Source organism: Pseudomonas sp. ANT_H12B (assembly GCF_008369325.1).
GTDB lineage: Bacteria > Pseudomonadota > Gammaproteobacteria > Pseudomonadales > Pseudomonadaceae > Aquipseudomonas.
Genome location: NZ_VOBI01000014.1, coordinates 51,132 through 67,569 on the forward strand (window position 1 = coordinate 51,132; position 16,438 = coordinate 67,569).

Annotated in this window: 16 protein-coding genes; 10 read left to right on the forward strand and 6 right to left on the reverse strand. The window is 58.8% G+C overall.

The features are described from left to right. Positions 1-6: 6 nt before the first annotated feature. Positions 7-663, reverse strand: a complete 657-nt coding sequence (locus tag FQ185_RS20635) for an alpha/beta hydrolase (RefSeq protein ID WP_149419027.1) — start codon at positions 661-663, stop codon at positions 7-9. 467 nt (positions 664-1,130) lie between these two features. Between FQ185_RS20635 and FQ185_RS20640 the strand changes: the two genes are divergently transcribed. The 4 genes from FQ185_RS20640 to FQ185_RS20655 all read left to right on the forward strand — a co-directional run bounded on the left by FQ185_RS20640 (position 1,131) and on the right by FQ185_RS20655 (position 5,292). Next, positions 1,131-2,162 (forward strand): amino acid ABC transporter substrate-binding protein, encoded by a 1,032-nt coding sequence (locus tag FQ185_RS20640; RefSeq protein ID WP_149419028.1) that lies wholly within the window; start codon positions 1,131-1,133, stop codon positions 2,160-2,162. 65 nt (positions 2,163-2,227) lie between these two features. Next, positions 2,228-3,409, forward strand: a complete 1,182-nt coding sequence (locus tag FQ185_RS20645; protein ID WP_149419029.1) for an amino acid ABC transporter permease — start codon at positions 2,228-2,230, stop codon at positions 3,407-3,409. A gap of 10 nt (positions 3,410-3,419) precedes the next feature. After that, positions 3,420-4,517: an amino acid ABC transporter permease gene (locus tag FQ185_RS20650; RefSeq protein WP_149419030.1), complete on the forward strand. Its 1,098-nt coding sequence runs from the start codon at positions 3,420-3,422 to the stop codon at positions 4,515-4,517. A 10-nt stretch (positions 4,518-4,527) separates the two neighbouring features. Continuing rightward, positions 4,528-5,292, forward strand: a complete 765-nt coding sequence (locus FQ185_RS20655; protein ID WP_008147575.1) for an amino acid ABC transporter ATP-binding protein — start codon at positions 4,528-4,530, stop codon at positions 5,290-5,292. Between the two features lie 65 nt (positions 5,293-5,357). Here the strand turns inward: FQ185_RS20655 and FQ185_RS20660 are convergent, their stop codons facing one another. After that, the gene (locus FQ185_RS20660; protein WP_149419031.1) at positions 5,358-5,840 is read right to left on the reverse strand and encodes a type II toxin-antitoxin system MqsA family antitoxin; all 483 of its coding nucleotides are present in this window, start codon (positions 5,838-5,840) and stop codon (positions 5,358-5,360) included. Between the two features lie 207 nt (positions 5,841-6,047). Here FQ185_RS20660 and FQ185_RS20670 point away from each other — a divergent pair, with 207 nt between their 5' ends. From FQ185_RS20670 to FQ185_RS20690, 5 genes are all read left to right on the forward strand, one after another. Further along, positions 6,048-6,707 carry a FadR/GntR family transcriptional regulator gene (locus tag FQ185_RS20670; RefSeq protein WP_149419032.1) on the forward strand — a complete coding sequence of 220 codons (660 nt, stop codon included), beginning with the start codon at positions 6,048-6,050 and terminating at the stop codon, positions 6,705-6,707. After that, complete coding sequence (locus FQ185_RS20675; RefSeq protein WP_149419033.1) at positions 6,697-8,004, forward strand: CynX/NimT family MFS transporter; 1,308 nt, start codon at positions 6,697-6,699, stop codon at positions 8,002-8,004. Before FQ185_RS20670 ends, FQ185_RS20675 begins: the two co-directional genes overlap by 11 nt. A 124-nt stretch (positions 8,005-8,128) precedes the next feature. Beyond that, positions 8,129-8,599: a nuclear transport factor 2 family protein gene (locus tag FQ185_RS20680; RefSeq protein WP_149419034.1), complete on the forward strand. Its 471-nt coding sequence runs from the start codon at positions 8,129-8,131 to the stop codon at positions 8,597-8,599. A 40-nt stretch (positions 8,600-8,639) separates the two neighbouring features. Continuing rightward, positions 8,640-8,960, forward strand: a complete 321-nt coding sequence (locus FQ185_RS20685) for a GIY-YIG nuclease family protein (protein WP_149419035.1) — start codon at positions 8,640-8,642, stop codon at positions 8,958-8,960. Positions 8,961-9,047: 87 nt separating this feature from the next. Continuing rightward, positions 9,048-9,983, forward strand: a complete 936-nt coding sequence (locus FQ185_RS20690; RefSeq protein WP_149419036.1) for a glutathione S-transferase family protein — start codon at positions 9,048-9,050, stop codon at positions 9,981-9,983. Between the two features lie 33 nt (positions 9,984-10,016). Here FQ185_RS20690 and FQ185_RS20695 read toward each other — a convergent pair whose 3' ends face one another. Both FQ185_RS20695 and yejK read right to left on the reverse strand, forming a co-directional pair. Continuing rightward, the gene (locus FQ185_RS20695; RefSeq protein WP_149419037.1) at positions 10,017-10,367 is read right to left on the reverse strand and encodes a glutaredoxin family protein; all 351 of its coding nucleotides are present in this window, start codon (positions 10,365-10,367) and stop codon (positions 10,017-10,019) included. After that, a complete protein-coding gene (gene yejK, locus FQ185_RS20700; protein ID WP_149419038.1) occupies positions 10,367-11,371 on the reverse strand; it encodes a nucleoid-associated protein YejK in 1,005 nt (334 codons plus the stop codon). The genes FQ185_RS20695 and yejK overlap by 1 nt, the downstream gene beginning before the upstream one ends. A gap of 395 nt (positions 11,372-11,766) precedes the next feature. Here yejK and FQ185_RS20705 point away from each other — a divergent pair, with 395 nt between their 5' ends. Continuing rightward, positions 11,767-12,048, forward strand: coding sequence for an HU family DNA-binding protein (locus tag FQ185_RS20705; RefSeq protein ID WP_007905514.1), 282 nt, complete (start codon positions 11,767-11,769; stop codon positions 12,046-12,048). A gap of 198 nt (positions 12,049-12,246) precedes the next feature. On the opposite strand, the gene rlmF is transcribed toward FQ185_RS20705, so the two are convergent. Next, positions 12,247-13,269, reverse strand: coding sequence for a 23S rRNA (adenine(1618)-N(6))-methyltransferase RlmF (gene rlmF / locus FQ185_RS20710; protein ID WP_149419039.1), 1,023 nt, complete (start codon positions 13,267-13,269; stop codon positions 12,247-12,249). A 266-nt stretch (positions 13,270-13,535) separates the two neighbouring features. Further along, positions 13,536-16,382: a valine--tRNA ligase gene (locus FQ185_RS20720; protein WP_149419041.1), complete on the reverse strand. Its 2,847-nt coding sequence runs from the start codon at positions 16,380-16,382 to the stop codon at positions 13,536-13,538. Between the last annotated feature and the right edge of the window lie 56 nt (positions 16,383-16,438).

The following is a 16,438-nucleotide window of genomic DNA, read 5'->3' on the forward strand; positions in this document are numbered from 1 at the left end:
AAATAGTTAACCCAAGCGTTCGGCGAGCCAGACACCAATGTCGCGAATCTCTTCAGGTAACACTTCGTGGCCCATTGGGTATTCCTGCCATGTCACGGTGACACCATGCTGCTTTAAATACTCGTAAGCGGTGCGGCCCATGGAGTTTTGAACGACGTCATCATACTGGCCGTGTAAAGACAGCACGGGAATGCGCTGCTGGCTGGCGGAAAGCTCCAGTTCATCGCTGAAGGTTGGTGCATAAGTAGAGAGGGCAAGTACGCCACCCAGCGGCCCCTGCCATTTCAGGAACGCGGTGTGCAACACCACGGCGCCACCCTGGGAAAAACCCGCCAGGAAAATCCGCGAGGCGTCTATTCCGCCAGCGCACTGCTCTTCGATCAAATCAAAGATTCTTTGCGCGGACGCTTCCAGCTGCTCGCGGCTGATCGCGCGCGCCGGGTTCATGGCCAATATGTCGTACCAGCTTGGCATCTCGTAGCCACCGTTGATGGTGACTGCGCGGGTCGGTGCCTGGGGCAGAACGAAGCGGGTGGTCAGCAGGACTTCCTGCAAGGCTTCGGCCACCGGCAGGAAGTCGTAGCGGTCGGCGCCCAAGCCGTGCAGCCAGATAACGCAGGCGTCTGCGGGCTTTACGGGGTGAAGAATCAAGGGCTCGGTCATGGCTGCTCCAAATGTGTGCGTACGCTCTCATTGGGTGCGAGATCTGAGTGCGCGTCTGGTTGATCAGTTAAGAAGATGTCGCAAGGCTACAAGTTTTGCTATTGACCTGTCGCTTAACCGCTTAAGCGAGCGGTCTGGTACGGGGCTTGCTATGGGAAATCGGTGCAACCCATCTCACGCCTTGCGGTAACACTATCAGTGTACTGCTGGCGGTGGGATAGCAAAGAATCCGGTGATGGATGTTCGCCAGTGGCCGCTACGGGCTTCGCGAACGTGAAAGGGCTACAGCCCGTTCGGCCGATTGGTGAGAAGTGAGTTGTCCATGATGTGGATTGTCTCCTACTAGACTCATAGCGCAGGTCTTACGTCGGTTGACCCCAAAAAAAGCCAACACGGGTCAACAACGCCTCATAAGGGTGCGACTGGACTCAAGCTCCGACACAACAAGAGCAAAACTGGAGGTTTGAATGAAGATGTTGAAATCCACCCTGGCTATCGTGACTGCAGCCGCAGTACTCGGTGTCAGTGGGTTCGCTCAGGCGGGTGCAACCCTGGATGCAGTGCAGAAGAAAGGCTTCGTACAGTGCGGTGTAAGCGACGGTCTGCCGGGCTTCTCGGTACCGGATTCCACTGGCAAGATCCTCGGCATCGATGCCGACTTCTGCCGCGCTGTGGCCGCCGCCGTATTCGGCGACGCGAACAAAGTGAAATTCAGCCAATTGAACGCCAAGGAGCGCTTCACCGCGCTGCAGTCCGGCGAAATTGACATTCTGTCGCGCAACACCACCATGACCAGCTCGCGTGATGCGGGCATGGGCCTGAAGTTTCCAGGCTTCATTACCTACTACGACGGTATCGGCTTCCTGGTGAACAACAAGCTGGGCGTCAAGAGTGCCAAAGAGCTGGACGGCGCAACCATCTGCATCCAGGCCGGTACCACCACCGAGCTGAACGTTTCCGACTACTTCCGCGGCAACGGTCTGAAATACACCCCGATCACCTTCGACACCTCCGACGAAAGCGCCAAGTCGCTGGAATCCGGTCGTTGCGACGTGCTGACTTCCGACAAGTCCCAGCTGTTCGCCCAGCGCAGCAAGCTGGCCTCGCCGAAGGACTACGTGGTTCTGCCGGAAACCATCTCCAAGGAGCCACTGGGCCCGGTCGTGCGTAATGGCGATGACGAGTGGCTGGCCGTTGTTCGCTGGACTGGCTACGCCATGCTCAACGCTGAAGAAGCGGGCATCACGTCGAAAAACGTCGAAGCCGAAGCCAAGGCCACCAAGAACCCGGACGTCGCTCGTATGCTCGGGGCTGACGGTGAATACGGCAAGGATCTGAAGCTGCCGAAGGACTGGGTCGTACAGATCATCAAGCAGGTCGGTAACTACGGCGAAGTGTTCGAGAAGAACCTTGGCAAGGGCACTCCGCTGGAAATCGACCGCGGCCTGAACGCGCTGTGGAACAACGGCGGCATTCAATACGCACCACCAGTGCGCTGATGGTTCTATCACCCGGTGGGCCAACCGCCGGGTGATGTTCTGTTCCATTACATCCGGGGCACTTCATGCAAAATTCAATCGGCGCACCAAAGCAGAGGCTCAGCCTCAGCGATCCAAAAGTGCGTGCGTGGCTATTTCAGATCATCACCATTGTGGCGGTGGTCTCGCTGGGCTGGTTTCTGTTCGACAACACGCAAACCAACCTTGAACACCGGGGCATCACCTCCGGTTTCAGCTTTCTGGAGCGCAGTGCCGGTTTCGGCATCGCTCAAACCCTGATCGACTACACCGAATCGGACAGTTATGCCCGGGTGTTTGTCATCGGCTTGCTCAACACGCTGCTGGTGACCTTCATCGGCGTGATCCTGGCGACGATCCTCGGGTTCATCGTCGGTGTGTCACGGCTGTCGAAGAACTGGATCATCGCCAAGCTGGCGACTGTTTATGTGGAAGTCTTCCGCAACATTCCGCCGCTGCTGCAGATCCTGTTCTGGTACTTCGCAGTGTTCCTGACCATGCCGGGACCACGCAACAGCCATAACTTCGGCGACACCTTCTTTGTCAGCAGCCGTGGCCTGAACATGCCGGCCGCGCTGGCGGCTGACGGTTTCTGGCCGTTTGTGGTCAGTGTCGTCGTGGCCATCGTCGCCATCGTGCTGATGTGCCGCTGGGCCAACAAGCGTTTCGAAGCGACTGGCGTACCGTTCCACAAATTCTGGGTCGGTCTGGCGCTGTTTCTGGTGATCCCTGCGCTGTGCGCATTGATCTTCGGCGCGCCGCTGCACTGGGAAATGCCGGAACTCAAGGGCTTCAACTTCGTCGGTGGCTGGGTGCTGATCCCGGAACTGCTGGCGCTGACCCTGGCCCTGACCGTGTACACCGCGGCGTTCATCGCCGAGATCGTGCGTTCGGGCATCAAGTCAGTCAGCCACGGCCAGACCGAAGCGGCGCACTCGCTGGGTCTGCGCAACGGTCCGACCCTGCGCAAGGTGATCATCCCGCAAGCCCTGCGCGTGATCATTCCACCGCTGACCAGCCAATACCTGAACCTGGCGAAGAACTCCTCGCTGGCGGCCGGTATCGGTTATCCGGAAATGGTCTCGTTGTTTGCCGGTACGGTGCTGAACCAGACCGGGCAGGCGATTGAGGTGATTGCCATCACCATGAGCGTGTACCTGGCGATCAGTATCAGCATTTCCCTGCTGATGAACTGGTACAACAAGCGCATTGCGCTGATCGAGCGGTAAGGAAAAGCGCATGACGACTCATATATTCAAACCTGACATGCCCCCCCCGAACCGCAGCATCGGTGTCGTGGCGTGGATGCGCGCCAACATGTTCTCCAGCTGGCTCAACACCCTGCTGACCCTGTTCGCGTTCTACCTGATCTACCTCGTGGTGCCACCGATCCTGAGCTGGGCGATCCTGGACGCCAACTGGGTCGGCACCACGCGCGCCGACTGCACGAAGGAGGGCGCCTGCTGGGTGTTCATCCAACAGCGCTTCGGCCAGTTCATGTACGGCTACTACCCGGCAGACCTGCGCTGGCGCGTGGACCTGACCGTGTGGCTGGCGGTCATCGGCGTGGCACCGTTGTTCATCTCGCGCTTTCACCGTAAAGCGGTGTATGGCCTGAGTTTCCTGGTGCTGTACCCGATCATTGCGTTCTTCCTGCTGCATGGCGGCGTCTTCGGCCTGACCACCGTGGCGACCAGCCAATGGGGCGGCCTGATGCTGACCCTGGTGATCGCCACCGTTGGTATTGCCGGGGCGTTGCCGCTGGGTATCGTCCTGGCGCTGGGCCGTCGTTCGAACATGCCGGCAATTCGCGTGGTCTGCGTGACCTTCATCGAATTCTGGCGCGGCGTGCCGTTGATCACGGTGCTGTTCATGTCCTCGGTGATGCTGCCGTTGTTTCTGCCTGAAGGCATGAACTTCGACAAATTGCTGCGGGCGCTGATCGGCGTGATCCTATTCCAGTCGGCCTACGTGGCCGAAGTGGTGCGCGGTGGTCTGCAAGCGATTCCCAAAGGTCAGTACGAAGCGGCTGCCGCGATGGGCCTCGGTTACTGGCGCAGCATGGGCCTGGTGATTCTGCCGCAAGCCCTGAAGATGGTGATCCCTGGCATCGTCAACACCTTCATTGCGCTGTTCAAGGACACAAGCCTGGTGATCATCATCGGCCTGTTCGACCTGCTCAACAGCGTCAAGCAAGCCGCCGCCGACCCGAAATGGTTGGGCATGGCCACTGAAGGCTATGTGTTCGCAGCCTTGGTGTTCTGGATTTTCTGTTTTGGTATGTCGCGCTATTCCATGCATCTGGAACGCAAGCTCGACACTGGCCACAAGCGTTAGGAGTTCTGTAATGAGCGAAGCAATCAAAAAGCCTGTGAGCCCTGAAGGCATTATTCAGATGCAGGGCGTGAACAAGTGGTACGGCCAGTTCCACGTGTTGAAAGACATCAACCTGAACGTCAAACAAGGCGAGCGTATCGTCCTGTGCGGCCCGTCGGGCTCCGGCAAATCCACCACCATTCGTTGCCTCAACCGTCTGGAAGAACACCAGCAGGGCCGCATCGTGGTCGATGGCGTGGAGCTGACCAACGACCTCAAGCAGATCGAATCGGTACGCCGTGAAGTCGGCATGGTGTTCCAGCACTTCAACCTGTTCCCGCACCTGACCATCCTGCAGAACTGCACCCTGGCACCGATGTGGGTGCGCAAGATGCCCAAGCGCAAGGCCGAAGAAATCGCCATGCATTACCTGGAACGCGTCCGCATTCCGGAACAGGCGCATAAATTCCCGGGGCAACTGTCCGGCGGTCAGCAACAGCGTGTGGCGATTGCCCGTGCCCTGTGCATGAAACCGAAAATCATGCTGTTCGACGAACCGACTTCAGCACTCGACCCGGAGATGGTGAAAGAGGTGCTCGACACCATGATCGGCCTGGCCGAAGACGGCATGACCATGCTCTGCGTGACTCACGAAATGGGCTTCGCCCGTACCGTGGCCAATCGCGTGATCTTCATGGACAAGGGCGAAATCGTCGAACAGGCTGCGCCGAACGACTTCTTTGATAATCCGCAGAATGAGCGGACGAAGCTGTTCTTGAGCCAGATCCTGCATTGATTGGCACTTGGCAGTGAAATAAACCCGGACAGTGTTCCGGGTTTATTTTTGTCTGGGGTTTGTGGTCAGGATGCGAGCGCGGATGGGTGTAACTGATCGAGGTTTGCCAATAGACTTTGCAAGTCTGCACCTTCGCGAAGTACTTGCACGTCGTCCAGTAACTCTGGATGCCGATCAAGCAGGCGCATCAGCATAAATAACGGTTGAGGCGGTGCCAGTTCAGCACGCTCATATCGGGAAAATGCGTTGTGGCCGCCACCCGAAAGCAACTTTACCGCTTCCTTCTGCGAGAGTTTCAACTTGCGACGAATACGCTTCATCTCGGTGGCCATAAGTTGACGGCAATCGAGCAGCAGTTGATCGCTTGCCTGGGAGTAGCGCTCTGCGCTGTTGTCATCGAATTCGATTTCGCCGCAAACCCGGCACTCGTAGCCTGAAATATCGCCTACCTGACGTGACATCTGTTTGAAGTCGATGGTGAAGCTGCGCCCATCGAAGGGCTGCAGCCCATCATGAGTACCGCAGCTGAAACATTGCTTTCCATTCATGCGTCTTTCTCCTTGAAGGAGATTACGGGAGGTCCACCACCGGGGCGGTAGGTCACTTTGATAAAAATACCCTTAAAGGGTATTTTTGACTAATCCGAAAATCCCGCTCCTTCTCCTGCCCTTTGAACGTAGGCGGTTGCCGTCCTACATGAAGCTGACTAACATGTCAGAAAATTCATCCTATGATTGGATGAAAGGGCGAATCTTATGTCAGAAATTTCTCCATTAATTAAGCGATCCCTGGTCGATCAGGCCCTGGAGCAGCTACGCCTGCGCATTAATCAGGGCGTTTGGGTAGTCGGCCAGCGCTTGCCCACCGAATCCGAGCTGTCCGCTGAGCTGGGCATCAGCCGTAACACCGTGCGTGAAGCCATGCGCGTGTTGGCGTTTTCCGGGTTAATCGAGATCCGTCAGGGCGACGGCAGCTACGTGCGGGCGGTGATCGATCCGCTGGATACGATGAAGGCGTTGTCCCGCTGCTCCCACGAACAAGCCCGCGAGACTCGACACATTCTGGAAGTCGAGGCCATCGGCCTGGCCGCATTGCGCCGTACCGATGAAGACCTGGTGGCATTACGCGAAGCGCTGGGTGTCAGCGGCAGCCACTACCACGGCGATCTCGACAGCTACATCGCCTGCGACCTGGTGTTCCACCGCCGTCTGGTGGACGCCGCGCACAACCCGACACTCAGCGAGTTGTATCGCTATTTCTCCAGCGTCGTCGGTGCGCATTTGCGTGAAACCCTGAACATCAATCCCCGACGCCAAGAGGTGTTCGACCTTCATATCGAACTGCTTGATGCCGTCGAGCAACGCGACCCGGAACGGGCCAAAGCCCTGTCTAGGCAGTTGATCAATGAACCTTGAAACCGAGAATTCCATGTCTGCCGATAACAGCAACATCACGCAATCCAAGCGCACGGCGGAGCTCGAAGAGCTGCTGATCGATGCCGAGGCCGATGACGAACAGGTCCAGCAAAGTCACCCGATCCTGCGGCGTCCATGGCTGTTATTGCTGGGCCTGATTCTGGTGGCGCTGAACCTGCGCCCGGCGCTGTCGAGCATGGCGCCGATGCTCAGCGAGGTCTCGAAAACCCTCGGATTATCGGCGGCCCAGGCCGGTTTGCTGACCACCTTGCCGGTGCTTTGCCTCGGCTTGTTTGCGCCGTTGGCGCCCTTGCTGGCGCGGCGTTTCGGTGCCGAGCGGGTGGTGCTCGGGATTCTGCTAATGCTGGCCGGCGGGATCATCCTGCGCAGCTCGTTCGGCGAGATCGGCCTGTTTGCCGGGAGTGTGATGGCGGGCGCCAGCATCGGTGTGATCGGTGTATTGCTGCCGGGCATCGTCAAGCGCGATTTCCCGAAACAGGCGGGCACCATGACGGGTGTCTACACCATGGCGCTATGTCTGGGCGCGGCGATGGCGGCGGGCGCGACCGTGCCGTTGAGCGAACATTTCGACAAGCGCTGGGCGTTGGGTCTGGGCTTCTGGGTGGTGCCGGCATTGGTAGCTGCGATTTTCTGGTTACCACAAGTCGGTCGCAAACATGGAGCACATAACGTCGCGTATCGAGTTCGCGGTCTGCTGCGTGATCCGCTGGCCTGGCAAGTGACGCTTTACATGGGCCTGCAATCGTCCCTCGCCTACATTGTGTTCGGCTGGTTGCCGTCAATCCTGATTGGCCGCGGTCTGACGCCGACCCAGGCCGGTCTGGTGCTGTCGGGTTCGGTGATCGTTCAGCTGGCCAGCTCACTGGCGGCGCCATGGCTGGCGACTCGCGGCAAGGATCAGCGTCTGGCGATCGTCATCGTCATGCTGCTGACCCTCGGTGGCTTGTTCGGTTGTCTTTATGCTCCGATCGAAGGCCTGTGGGGCTGGGCGATTTTGCTCGGTCTGGGGCAGGGTGGCGCGTTCAGTCTGGCGCTGACCCTGATCGTGCTGCGCTCGCGGGACGCTCATGTGGCTGCGAACCTGTCGAGCATGGCCCAGGGTTTCGGTTACACCCTGGCGTCCATGGGGCCATTCGCGGTCGGAGTCGTGCACGACTGGACCGGCGGCTGGAACGCCTTGGGCTGGATTTTCGGCATCATCGGCCTTGCGGCGATCATCGCCGGGCTCGGCGCGGGACGTTCGCTGTACGTGCAAGTAGAAAGCGAAAGGGTCTGACAACCACGCACTGTCGGTATTCGGCCCACGAATGCCGATAGTGTTCGGCCTATTTGTTGACTATCGTGCAGGCAATCTTTCGAAGCCACGTGCACATCTATTTGCGATCCAAGAGAGCCTGCCCATGAGTGACGCCCACAACGCATTGATCACCCAGTTCTACCAAGCCTTCCAGCGGCTGGATGCCGAGGCGATGAGTGCCTGCTATACCGACGACGTGGTGTTCAGTGATCCGGCGTTCGGAGAACTGCGCGGACGCGATGCCGGCGACATGTGGCGCATGCTCACCACCCGGGCCAAGGATTTTTCCCTGACGTTTGATAACGTGCGCAGCGATGAACGCACCGGCGGCGCCCATTGGGTGGCCACGTACCTGTTCAGTCAGACCGGTAACACCGTGGTCAACGACATTCAGGCACGCTTCGTTTTTCGCGACGGCAAGATCTGCGAACATCACGACAGCTTTGATATGTGGGCATGGTCTCGACAAGCGCTGGGCTTCAAAGGGTTGCTGCTGGGCTGGACACCTGCGGTGAGAAACGCCGTTCGCGCTCAAGCCTTGAAGGGGCTGAAGGCATTCCAGGCCAGTCGCTGATAAGATCGCGGCTTGTTTCCTTTCAAGCCTTGATCGTCACGTGAACTCCCCGAGCGAATCTTCCGTCATTGCCGCCGAACCGACGCTGCCCGTCAGCAAACCCTGGTTCGTCTACCTCGTTCGCGCGGCGAATGGTTCGCTCTACTGCGGGATCAGCGACGATCCCGTCCGCCGCTTCGCCACTCACCAAAGCGGCAAGGGCGCGCGCTTCTTTCTTTCCAGCCCGGCCGTGGCACTGGTGTACACCGAAGTCTGTCGCGACAAAAGCGAGGCGTTGCGTCAGGAACGGCTGATCAAAAAACTCAAGAAAAGCGCCAAGGAATGTCTGGTGGCGAGTGCGGCTGCGGGCTTATCAATCTGACTGATAAGTGCTCATCAGGCAGATCTGTAGGCCGCTTGTGGATTGCGCGCTAAGCTGGGATTCCTAACCCGTGCGGCGGAGCCGAGCATGTCAGAGTTGATTCTTCATCATTACCCGACGTCCCCTTTCGCCGAAAAGGTTCGCTTGCTGCTGGGCTTCAAGGGGCTGTCCTGGCGCTCGGTGAAGATCTCGCCAGTGATGCCGAAACCCGATCTGACGGCGCTGAGCGGAGGCTACCGCAAGACGCCGGTGTTGCAGGTTGGCGCGGATATCTATTGCGACACTGCGCTGATCGCCCGTCGTCTGGAACAGCAAAAAGCCCTGCCGGCGTTCTTTCCGGAAGGTCAGGAAATGATCGCCGCGACTTTCGCTGCCTGGGCCGATTCGGTGATGTTCCAGCATGCGGTCAGCCTGGTGTTTCAGCCGGAATCGATCGCCGTGCGCTTCGGCCATTTACCGCCGGAAGCGATCAAGGCGTTTATCGCAGATCGCGCCAAGTTGTTCAGTGGTGGAAGTGCCACACGGTTGTCGGCCGAACAGGCTCGGCATCAATGGCCGACGATCATGGCGCGACTGGAACAACAGCTTCAGCGCGAGCAGGGCGACTTCCTGTTCGGCGAGCCGTCGATTGCCGACTTTGCCCTGGCTCATCCGCTATGGTTTCTCAAAGCCACACCGGTGACGTCACCGTTGGTTGATGCGTATCCGGCGGTTTCTGCGTGGTTGGGTCGCGTGATGGGTTTCGGCCATGGTGCGTTCAGCGAAATGACGTCCGAGGAGGCGCTGGAGGTTGCGCGCACGGCCACGCCGGCCGCATTGCCGATTGAGCAGTTTGAGGAGCCGAATGGTTTTGAGGCGGGTCAGCAGGTGGTCATCGCGGCGACCGATTACGGTGTTGATCCGGTGGCGGGGAAATTGCTGTTTGCGGGCAGCGAAGAATTGATTCTGCGTCGTGAAGACGAGCGTGGCGGCGTGGTGCATGTGCACTTTCCGCGGTTCGGGTTTCGTATCGAAAAACGCTGACGGACAAATGTGGGAGCGGGCTCGCTCCCAGAGTTACTTCAGTGCAGCAAGAATCGCGTCCGGGTCGTACCCGCGAATCAACGTCCCGTTCACATCAATGATCGGGATCCCGCCACCACCCAGCGCCTCATAGGCCTTGCGCGCCTGGGCATCCTTCTCGATATCGAATTCCTTGTACGCAATGCCTTTCTGATCGAGAAAGCGCCGGGTCAGTTTGCAGTAGCCACACCATTCGGTCGCGTAGAGCACAACGTTGGCCTTGGCCTGAGTCTGCTCGGGCACAGCTTGTGACGGGTTAAACACCCGCTCGATCTTGCCCCAGTTCTGAAAGACCACAACCACCAGCAGGATCAGCAGGAATTTCTTCAGGATTCCGGTCAGCATCAGTTACGTCGCTTGAGCTGATCGGTGAGCTGGGTCGGCAGACCTTTGATGATCAGCGTGCCGGCTTCTTCGTCGTATTCGATCTTCGAGCCCAGCAGGTGCGCTTCGAAGCTGATGGACAGGCCTTCGGCGCGACCGGTGAAGCGCCGGAACTGGTTGAGGGTGCGTTTATCCGCCGGGATCTCCGGGGACAGGCCGTAGTCCTTGTTGCGGATGTGGTCGTAGAAGGCTTTCGGGCGTTCTTCGTCGATCAGTTCCGAGAGTTCCTCCAGGCCCATCGGCTCGCCGAGCTTGGCTTGGCTGCTGGCGTAATCGACCAGCGTTTTGGTCTTCTCGCGAGCGGACTCTTCAGGCAGGTCTTCGCTTTCGACAAAGTCGCTGAAGGCCTTGAGTAGCGTGCGTGTTTCTCCCGGGCCATCGACCCCTTCCTGGCAGCCGATGAAGTCGCGGAAATACTCCGAAACCTTCTTACCGTTCTTGCCTTTGATGAACGAAATGTACTGCTTGGACTGCTTGTTGTTCTGCCACTCAGACACATTGATCCGTGCCGCCAGGTGCAGTTGGCCCAGATCCAGGTGCCGGGACGGGGTCACGTCCAGCTGATCGGTCACTGCAACGCCTTCACTGTGGTGCAGGAGGGCGATCGCCAGGTAATCGGTCATGCCCTGCTGATAATGCGCAAACAGCACGTGGCCGCCCACAGAGAGGTTCGACTCTTCCATCAGCTTTTGCAGATGTTCAACCGCCACCCGGCTGAACGCCGTGAAATCCTTGCCACCCTCGAGGTACTCCTTCAGCCAGCCGCTGAACGGATGCGCCCCGGACTCGGCATGGAAGAAACCCCAGGCCTTGCCTTGTTTGGCGTTGTAGCTCTCGTTGAGGTCGGCAAGCATGTACTCGATCGCGCTCGACTCCGCCAATTCGGAGTCGCGAGCATGGAGAACCGCAGGTGTGCCGTCGGGTTTTTTGTCGATCAGGTGGACGATGCAATGACGGATCGGCATGGGCTTCTCGGCTGATTGAAGTGAGGAGGGCGTGCTCCCCGAAAAAGCGCCCAGTGTACCGCAACCATTGGTTTTGGCGCGTCATGAAGGGCAAATCCCGGGAGCGAAGCGGCTCTTATGCAGTTTTTTCCCGATTTAGAGCAATAAAGCTGACCAAATGGGTAGCTAGAGGCGGATATTTCCCCGTCTCTGTGCTAGTTTTGCCCGGTCTTACGCGAAGTCACTGCGTTAAGCGTGCATTCAGCATTTGTCAGGTCGAACCAAACCCTGATTTCGGTATCTATAACCCCGACTCGTCGCGGTTATGGCCGAGGGTGCCAGATCCAGAAGATCGGGCTCGATGGCTGACACTGCACTCTGCAATCCATATGAATTTGATAGGGAAGGAACACTACATGGCTCTTACTAAAGACCAACTGATCGCCGACATCGCTGAAGCTATCGACGCGCCAAAAACCACCGCGCGTAACGCTCTTGACCAACTGGGCCAAATCGTTGCCGATCAGCTGGAAAACGGCGGCGAAATCACTCTGCCAGGTATCGGCAAACTGAAAGTGACTGAGCGTCCTGCCCGTACCGGCCGCAACCCTTCGACTGGCGCTGCCATCGAAATCGCTGCCAAGAAAGTTATCAAGCTGGTTGTGGCCAAAGGCCTGACTGACGCTGTTAACAAGTAAGACGCAGTAAAAAAAGCCGTGCTCCGGAGTGATCCGGGCACGGCTTTTTTGTGTCTGCGATTTACAACAAACACCGCTAAACCAATGTGGGAGCGAGCCTGCTCGCGATGGCTGCGTGTCAGTTAACGATGATGTCGACTGATACACCGCCATCGCGAGCAGGCTCACTCCCACAGTTGATTTGTGTCGGTCAGTGACTCAGCTCTTGCGAGCCCAGCGCTCACGCCACACCTGCTGTTCGGACTTGGTCTGGAAGGTCCAGGCGACGAAACGGCTTTGCTTCTGCCCCTGGGACATTTCCACCACCTGGCTTTCCAGTACGCCGGCCTTTTTCAGCGCGGTCTGGATCGCCGGCAGGTTCGAAGCTTTCGAGACCAGAGTGCTGAACCACAGTACTTTGTGCTGAAAATGCGCGCTCTCGGCGATCAGCTGCGTCACAAACCGTGCTTCGCCACCTTCACACCACAGTTCCGCCGACTGACCGCCAAAGTTCAGCACCGGCAGTTTACGTTTCGGGTCGGCACGGCCCAAGGCGCGCCATTTACGCTCGCTGCCCTTGGTAGCTTCATCCATCGAGGCGTGGAACGGCGGGTTACACATGGTCAGGTCAAAACGTTCACCGGGTTCAAGCAGGCCCAGCAGAATGTGCTTGGGATTGCTTTGCAGGCGCAACTGGATGGCTTTGTTCAGCCCGTTGGACTGCACGATGGCTTTGGCGGCGGCCACCGCTGTCGGGTCGATTTCCGAGCCGAGGAAGTGCCAGCGGTAGTCGCTGTAACCGATCAACGGATAGACGCAGTTGGCGCCCATGCCGATATCGAGCACCTTGACCGGCGCACCGCGAGGGATCTCGCCATCGTTGACGCTGGCCAGCAGGTCGGCCAGGAAGTGCACGTAGTCGGCACGGCCCGGAACCGGTGGGCACAGGTAGTCGGCCGGGATGTCCCAGTGGGCCACGCCGTAGAACGACTTGAGCAACGCACGGTTGAACACCCGCACTGCGTCCGGGCTGGCGAAGTCGATGCTTTCCTTGCCGTACGGGTTGATGATCACGAACTTCGCCAGTTCCGGCGTGGTTTTGATCAGCGCCGGGAAGTCGTAGCGACCCTGATGGCGATTGCGCGGGTGCAGGCTGGCCTTCTCGCGCGGTTCCACGGCTTTGGCCGGGGTGGCGGAGTCAGGCTTCTTGCGCGCAGGGCGGGGGGTGCGGGGGGCGTTCATGGGCGTGGTCGATTCGGGTATGGCTAAAAGTGGCGGGTATTGTCACACATCCAGGCGTTGTGAACCCAATTGTGACAAACAGCGCAATCCCCCTGTGGGAGCGAGCCTGCTCGCGATGGCGGCGAAACAGGCGACATCAATGTTGAATGTTATGGCCTCATCGCGAGCAGGCTCGCTCCCACAAGGGATTTGTGGTGTAGGGGGGAAAGTGATGGGCACAAAAAAGGAGGCCGTTGCGGGCCTCCCTGTTTCATTGCGATTTACAGTTACAAACTGGCAATCCGCGCATGCTGCTCGGCCAACTTGCCCAAAGCCTGTTCTGCTTCAGCCAGTTTGGCGCGTTCCTTCTCGATGACTTCGGCCGGGGCCTTGTCGACGAAACCGGCGTTGGACAGCTTGCCGCCCACGCGCTGAACTTCGCCCTGCAGACGCAGGATTTCCTTGTCCAGACGCGCCAGCTCGGCGTCTTTGTCGATCAGGCCGGCCATTGGCACCAGCACTTCCATCTCGCCCACCAGCGCGGTAGCGGACAGCGGTGCTTCTTCGCCAGCAGCCAACACGGTGATCGATTCGAGGCGAGCGAGTTTCTTCAGCAGGGCTTCGTTCTCGGTGAGACGACGCTGATCTTCGGCACTGACGTTTTTCAGGAACAGGTTCAGCGGCTTGCCCGGACCGATGTTCATTTCGCCACGGATGTTGCGCGTGCCGAGCATCAGTTCCTTGAGCCATTCGATGTCGTTCTCGGCGGCCGGATCGATGCGCTCATCATTGGCCACTGGCCAAGGCTGCAGCATGATCGTCTTGCCTTCGATACCGGCCAGCGGCGCGACGCGCTGCCAGATTTCTTCGGTGATGAACGGCATGAACGGGTGAGCCAGGCGCAAAGCGACTTCCAGCACTCGAACCAGCGTGCGACGGGTGCCGCGCTGACGTTCGACCGGCGCGTTTTCGTCCCATAGCACAGGCTTGGAGAGTTCCAGGTACCAGTCGCAATACTGGTTCCAGATGAACTCGTACAAGGCTTGTGCGGCCAGGTCGAAACGGAACTGATCCAGTTGACGGGTCACTTCGGCTTCGGTGCGTTGCAGCTGCGAGATGATCCAGCGATCCGCCAGTGACAGCTCGTAGGCTTCGCCGTTCTGGCCGCAGTCTTCGCCCTTGTCCAGCACGTAGCGCGCGGCGTTCCAGATCTTGTTGCAGAAGTTGCGATAGCCTTCGACACGGCCCATGTCGAACTTGATGTCGCGACCGGTGGACGCCAGCGAGCAGAAGGTAAAGCGCAGGGCGTCGGTGCCGTAGCTGGCGATGCCGTCGGCGAATTCGTCGCGGGTCTGCTTCTCGATCTTCTTCGCCAGTTTCGGCTGCATCATGCCGGAGGTGCGTTTCTGCACCAGTTCTTCCAGCTCGATACCGTCGATGATGTCCAGTGGGTCCAGGACGTTGCCCTTGGACTTGGACATCTTCTGGCCCTGGCCATCACGCACCAGACCGTGAACATAAACAGTCTTGAACGGAACCTGCGGCGTGCCGTCTTCGTTCTTCACCAAGTGCATGGTGAGCATGATCATCCGGGCAACCCAGAAGAAAATGATGTCGAAACCGGTGACCAAAACGTCGGTGGAGTGGAATTTCTTCAGGAATTCGGTCTGCTCCGGCCAGCCGAGCGTGGAGAACGTCCACAGACCCGAACTGAACCAGGTGTCGAGAACGTCGTTGTCTTGTTGCAGCGCAACGTCCGGACCGAGGTTGTTCTTGGCACGCACTTCGGCTTCGTCGCGACCGACGTAGACTTTGCCCGACTCGTCGTACCAGGCCGGAATCCGGTGGCCCCACCACAGTTGACGGCTGATGCACCAATCCTGGATGTCGCGCATCCACGAGAAGTACATGTTTTCGTATTGCTTCGGCACGAACTGGATGCGGCCGTCTTCAACGGCAGCAATGGCTGGCTCGGCCAATGGCTTGGTCGACACGTACCACTGGTCGGTCAGCCACGGCTCGATGATGGTGCCGGAACGGTCGCCTTTCGGCACTTTCAGCGCGTGATCGTTGACGCTGACCAACAGGCCGGCGGCATCGAATGTAGCAACGATTTGCTTGCGCGCTTCGAAGCGGTCCAGACCGGCGTATTCGGCCGGGATCTTGCCGTCGATGCTTTCGTTCAGGGTGCCATCAAGGTTGAACACCTGGCAGGCCGGCAATACAGCGGCGTCCTTGTCGAAGATGTTCAGCAGCGGCAGGTTGTGGCGCTTGCCGACTTCGTAGTCGTTGAAATCGTGGGCCGGGGTGATTTTCACGCAACCGGTGCCGAATTCAGGGTCGCAGTAATCGTCGGCGATGATCGGGATGCGGCGGCCAACCAACGGCAGCTCGACAAATTTGCCGATCAGGGCTTGGTAGCGTTCATCGTTCGGGTTAACGGCCACGGCGGAGTCGCCGAGCATGGTTTCCGGGCGAGTGGTCGCGACGATCAGGTAATCGTTGCCTTCAGCGGTCTTGGCGCCATCGGCCAGCGGGTATTTCAGGTTCCACAGGAATCCTTTCTCGTCGTGGTTTTCCACTTCGAGGTCGGAAATCGCCGTGTGCAGCTTGGTGTCCCAATTGACCAGGCGTTTGCCGCGGTAGATCAGGCCGTCTTCGTGCAGGCGCACGAACGCTTCTTTAACGGCTTCCGAGAGGCCGTCGTCCATGGTGAAGCGCTCGCGGCTCCAGTCGACGGACGAACCGAGGCGGCGGATCTGACGGCTGATGTTGCCGCCGGACTGGTCCTTCCATTCCCAGACTTTCTCGAGGAATTTCTCACGACCGAGGTCGTGACGACTCTGGCCCTGGGCTTCGAGTTGACGCTCCACCAGCATTTGCGTGGCGATACCGGCGTGGTCGGTGCCCGGCTGCCACAAGGTGTTGCGACCCTGCATGCGGCGGAAACGGATCAGGGCGTCCATGATCGCGTTGTTGAAGCCGTGACCCATGTGCAGGCTGCCGGTGACGTTCGGCGGCGGGATCATGATGGTGTAAGACTCGCCCGCGCCTTGCGGGGCGAAGTAATTCTCTGACTCCCAGGTGTTGTACCAGGAAGTTTCAATGGCGTGCGGCTGGTAGGTCTTATCCATGCGCGGCGGGACCCTATTGGCATTTATTCAGGAAAAGCCGGCAAGTATAGCGGGGA

Coding starts and splice junctions, on each gene's coding strand:
- FQ185_RS20635 (WP_149419027.1), bottom strand. CDS start 663: ATGACCGAGCCCTTGATTCTTCACCCCGTAAAGCCCGCAGACGCCTGC.
- FQ185_RS20640 (WP_149419028.1), top strand. CDS start 1,131: ATGAAGATGTTGAAATCCACCCTGGCTATCGTGACTGCAGCCGCAGTA.
- FQ185_RS20645 (WP_149419029.1), top strand. CDS start 2,228: ATGCAAAATTCAATCGGCGCACCAAAGCAGAGGCTCAGCCTCAGCGAT.
- FQ185_RS20650 (WP_149419030.1), top strand. CDS start 3,420: ATGACGACTCATATATTCAAACCTGACATGCCCCCCCCGAACCGCAGC.
- FQ185_RS20655 (WP_008147575.1), top strand. CDS start 4,528: ATGAGCGAAGCAATCAAAAAGCCTGTGAGCCCTGAAGGCATTATTCAG.
- FQ185_RS20660 (WP_149419031.1), bottom strand. CDS start 5,840: ATGAATGGAAAGCAATGTTTCAGCTGCGGTACTCATGATGGGCTGCAG.
- FQ185_RS20670 (WP_149419032.1), top strand. CDS start 6,048: ATGTCAGAAATTTCTCCATTAATTAAGCGATCCCTGGTCGATCAGGCC.
- FQ185_RS20675 (WP_149419033.1), top strand. CDS start 6,697: ATGAACCTTGAAACCGAGAATTCCATGTCTGCCGATAACAGCAACATC.
- FQ185_RS20680 (WP_149419034.1), top strand. CDS start 8,129: ATGAGTGACGCCCACAACGCATTGATCACCCAGTTCTACCAAGCCTTC.
- FQ185_RS20690 (WP_149419036.1), top strand. CDS start 9,048: ATGTCAGAGTTGATTCTTCATCATTACCCGACGTCCCCTTTCGCCGAA.
- FQ185_RS20695 (WP_149419037.1), bottom strand. CDS start 10,367: ATGCTGACCGGAATCCTGAAGAAATTCCTGCTGATCCTGCTGGTGGTT.
- yejK (WP_149419038.1), bottom strand. CDS start 11,371: ATGCCGATCCGTCATTGCATCGTCCACCTGATCGACAAAAAACCCGAC.
- FQ185_RS20705 (WP_007905514.1), top strand. CDS start 11,767: ATGGCTCTTACTAAAGACCAACTGATCGCCGACATCGCTGAAGCTATC.
- rlmF (WP_149419039.1), bottom strand. CDS start 13,269: ATGAACGCCCCCCGCACCCCCCGCCCTGCGCGCAAGAAGCCTGACTCC.
- FQ185_RS20720 (WP_149419041.1), bottom strand. CDS start 16,382: ATGGATAAGACCTACCAGCCGCACGCCATTGAAACTTCCTGGTACAAC.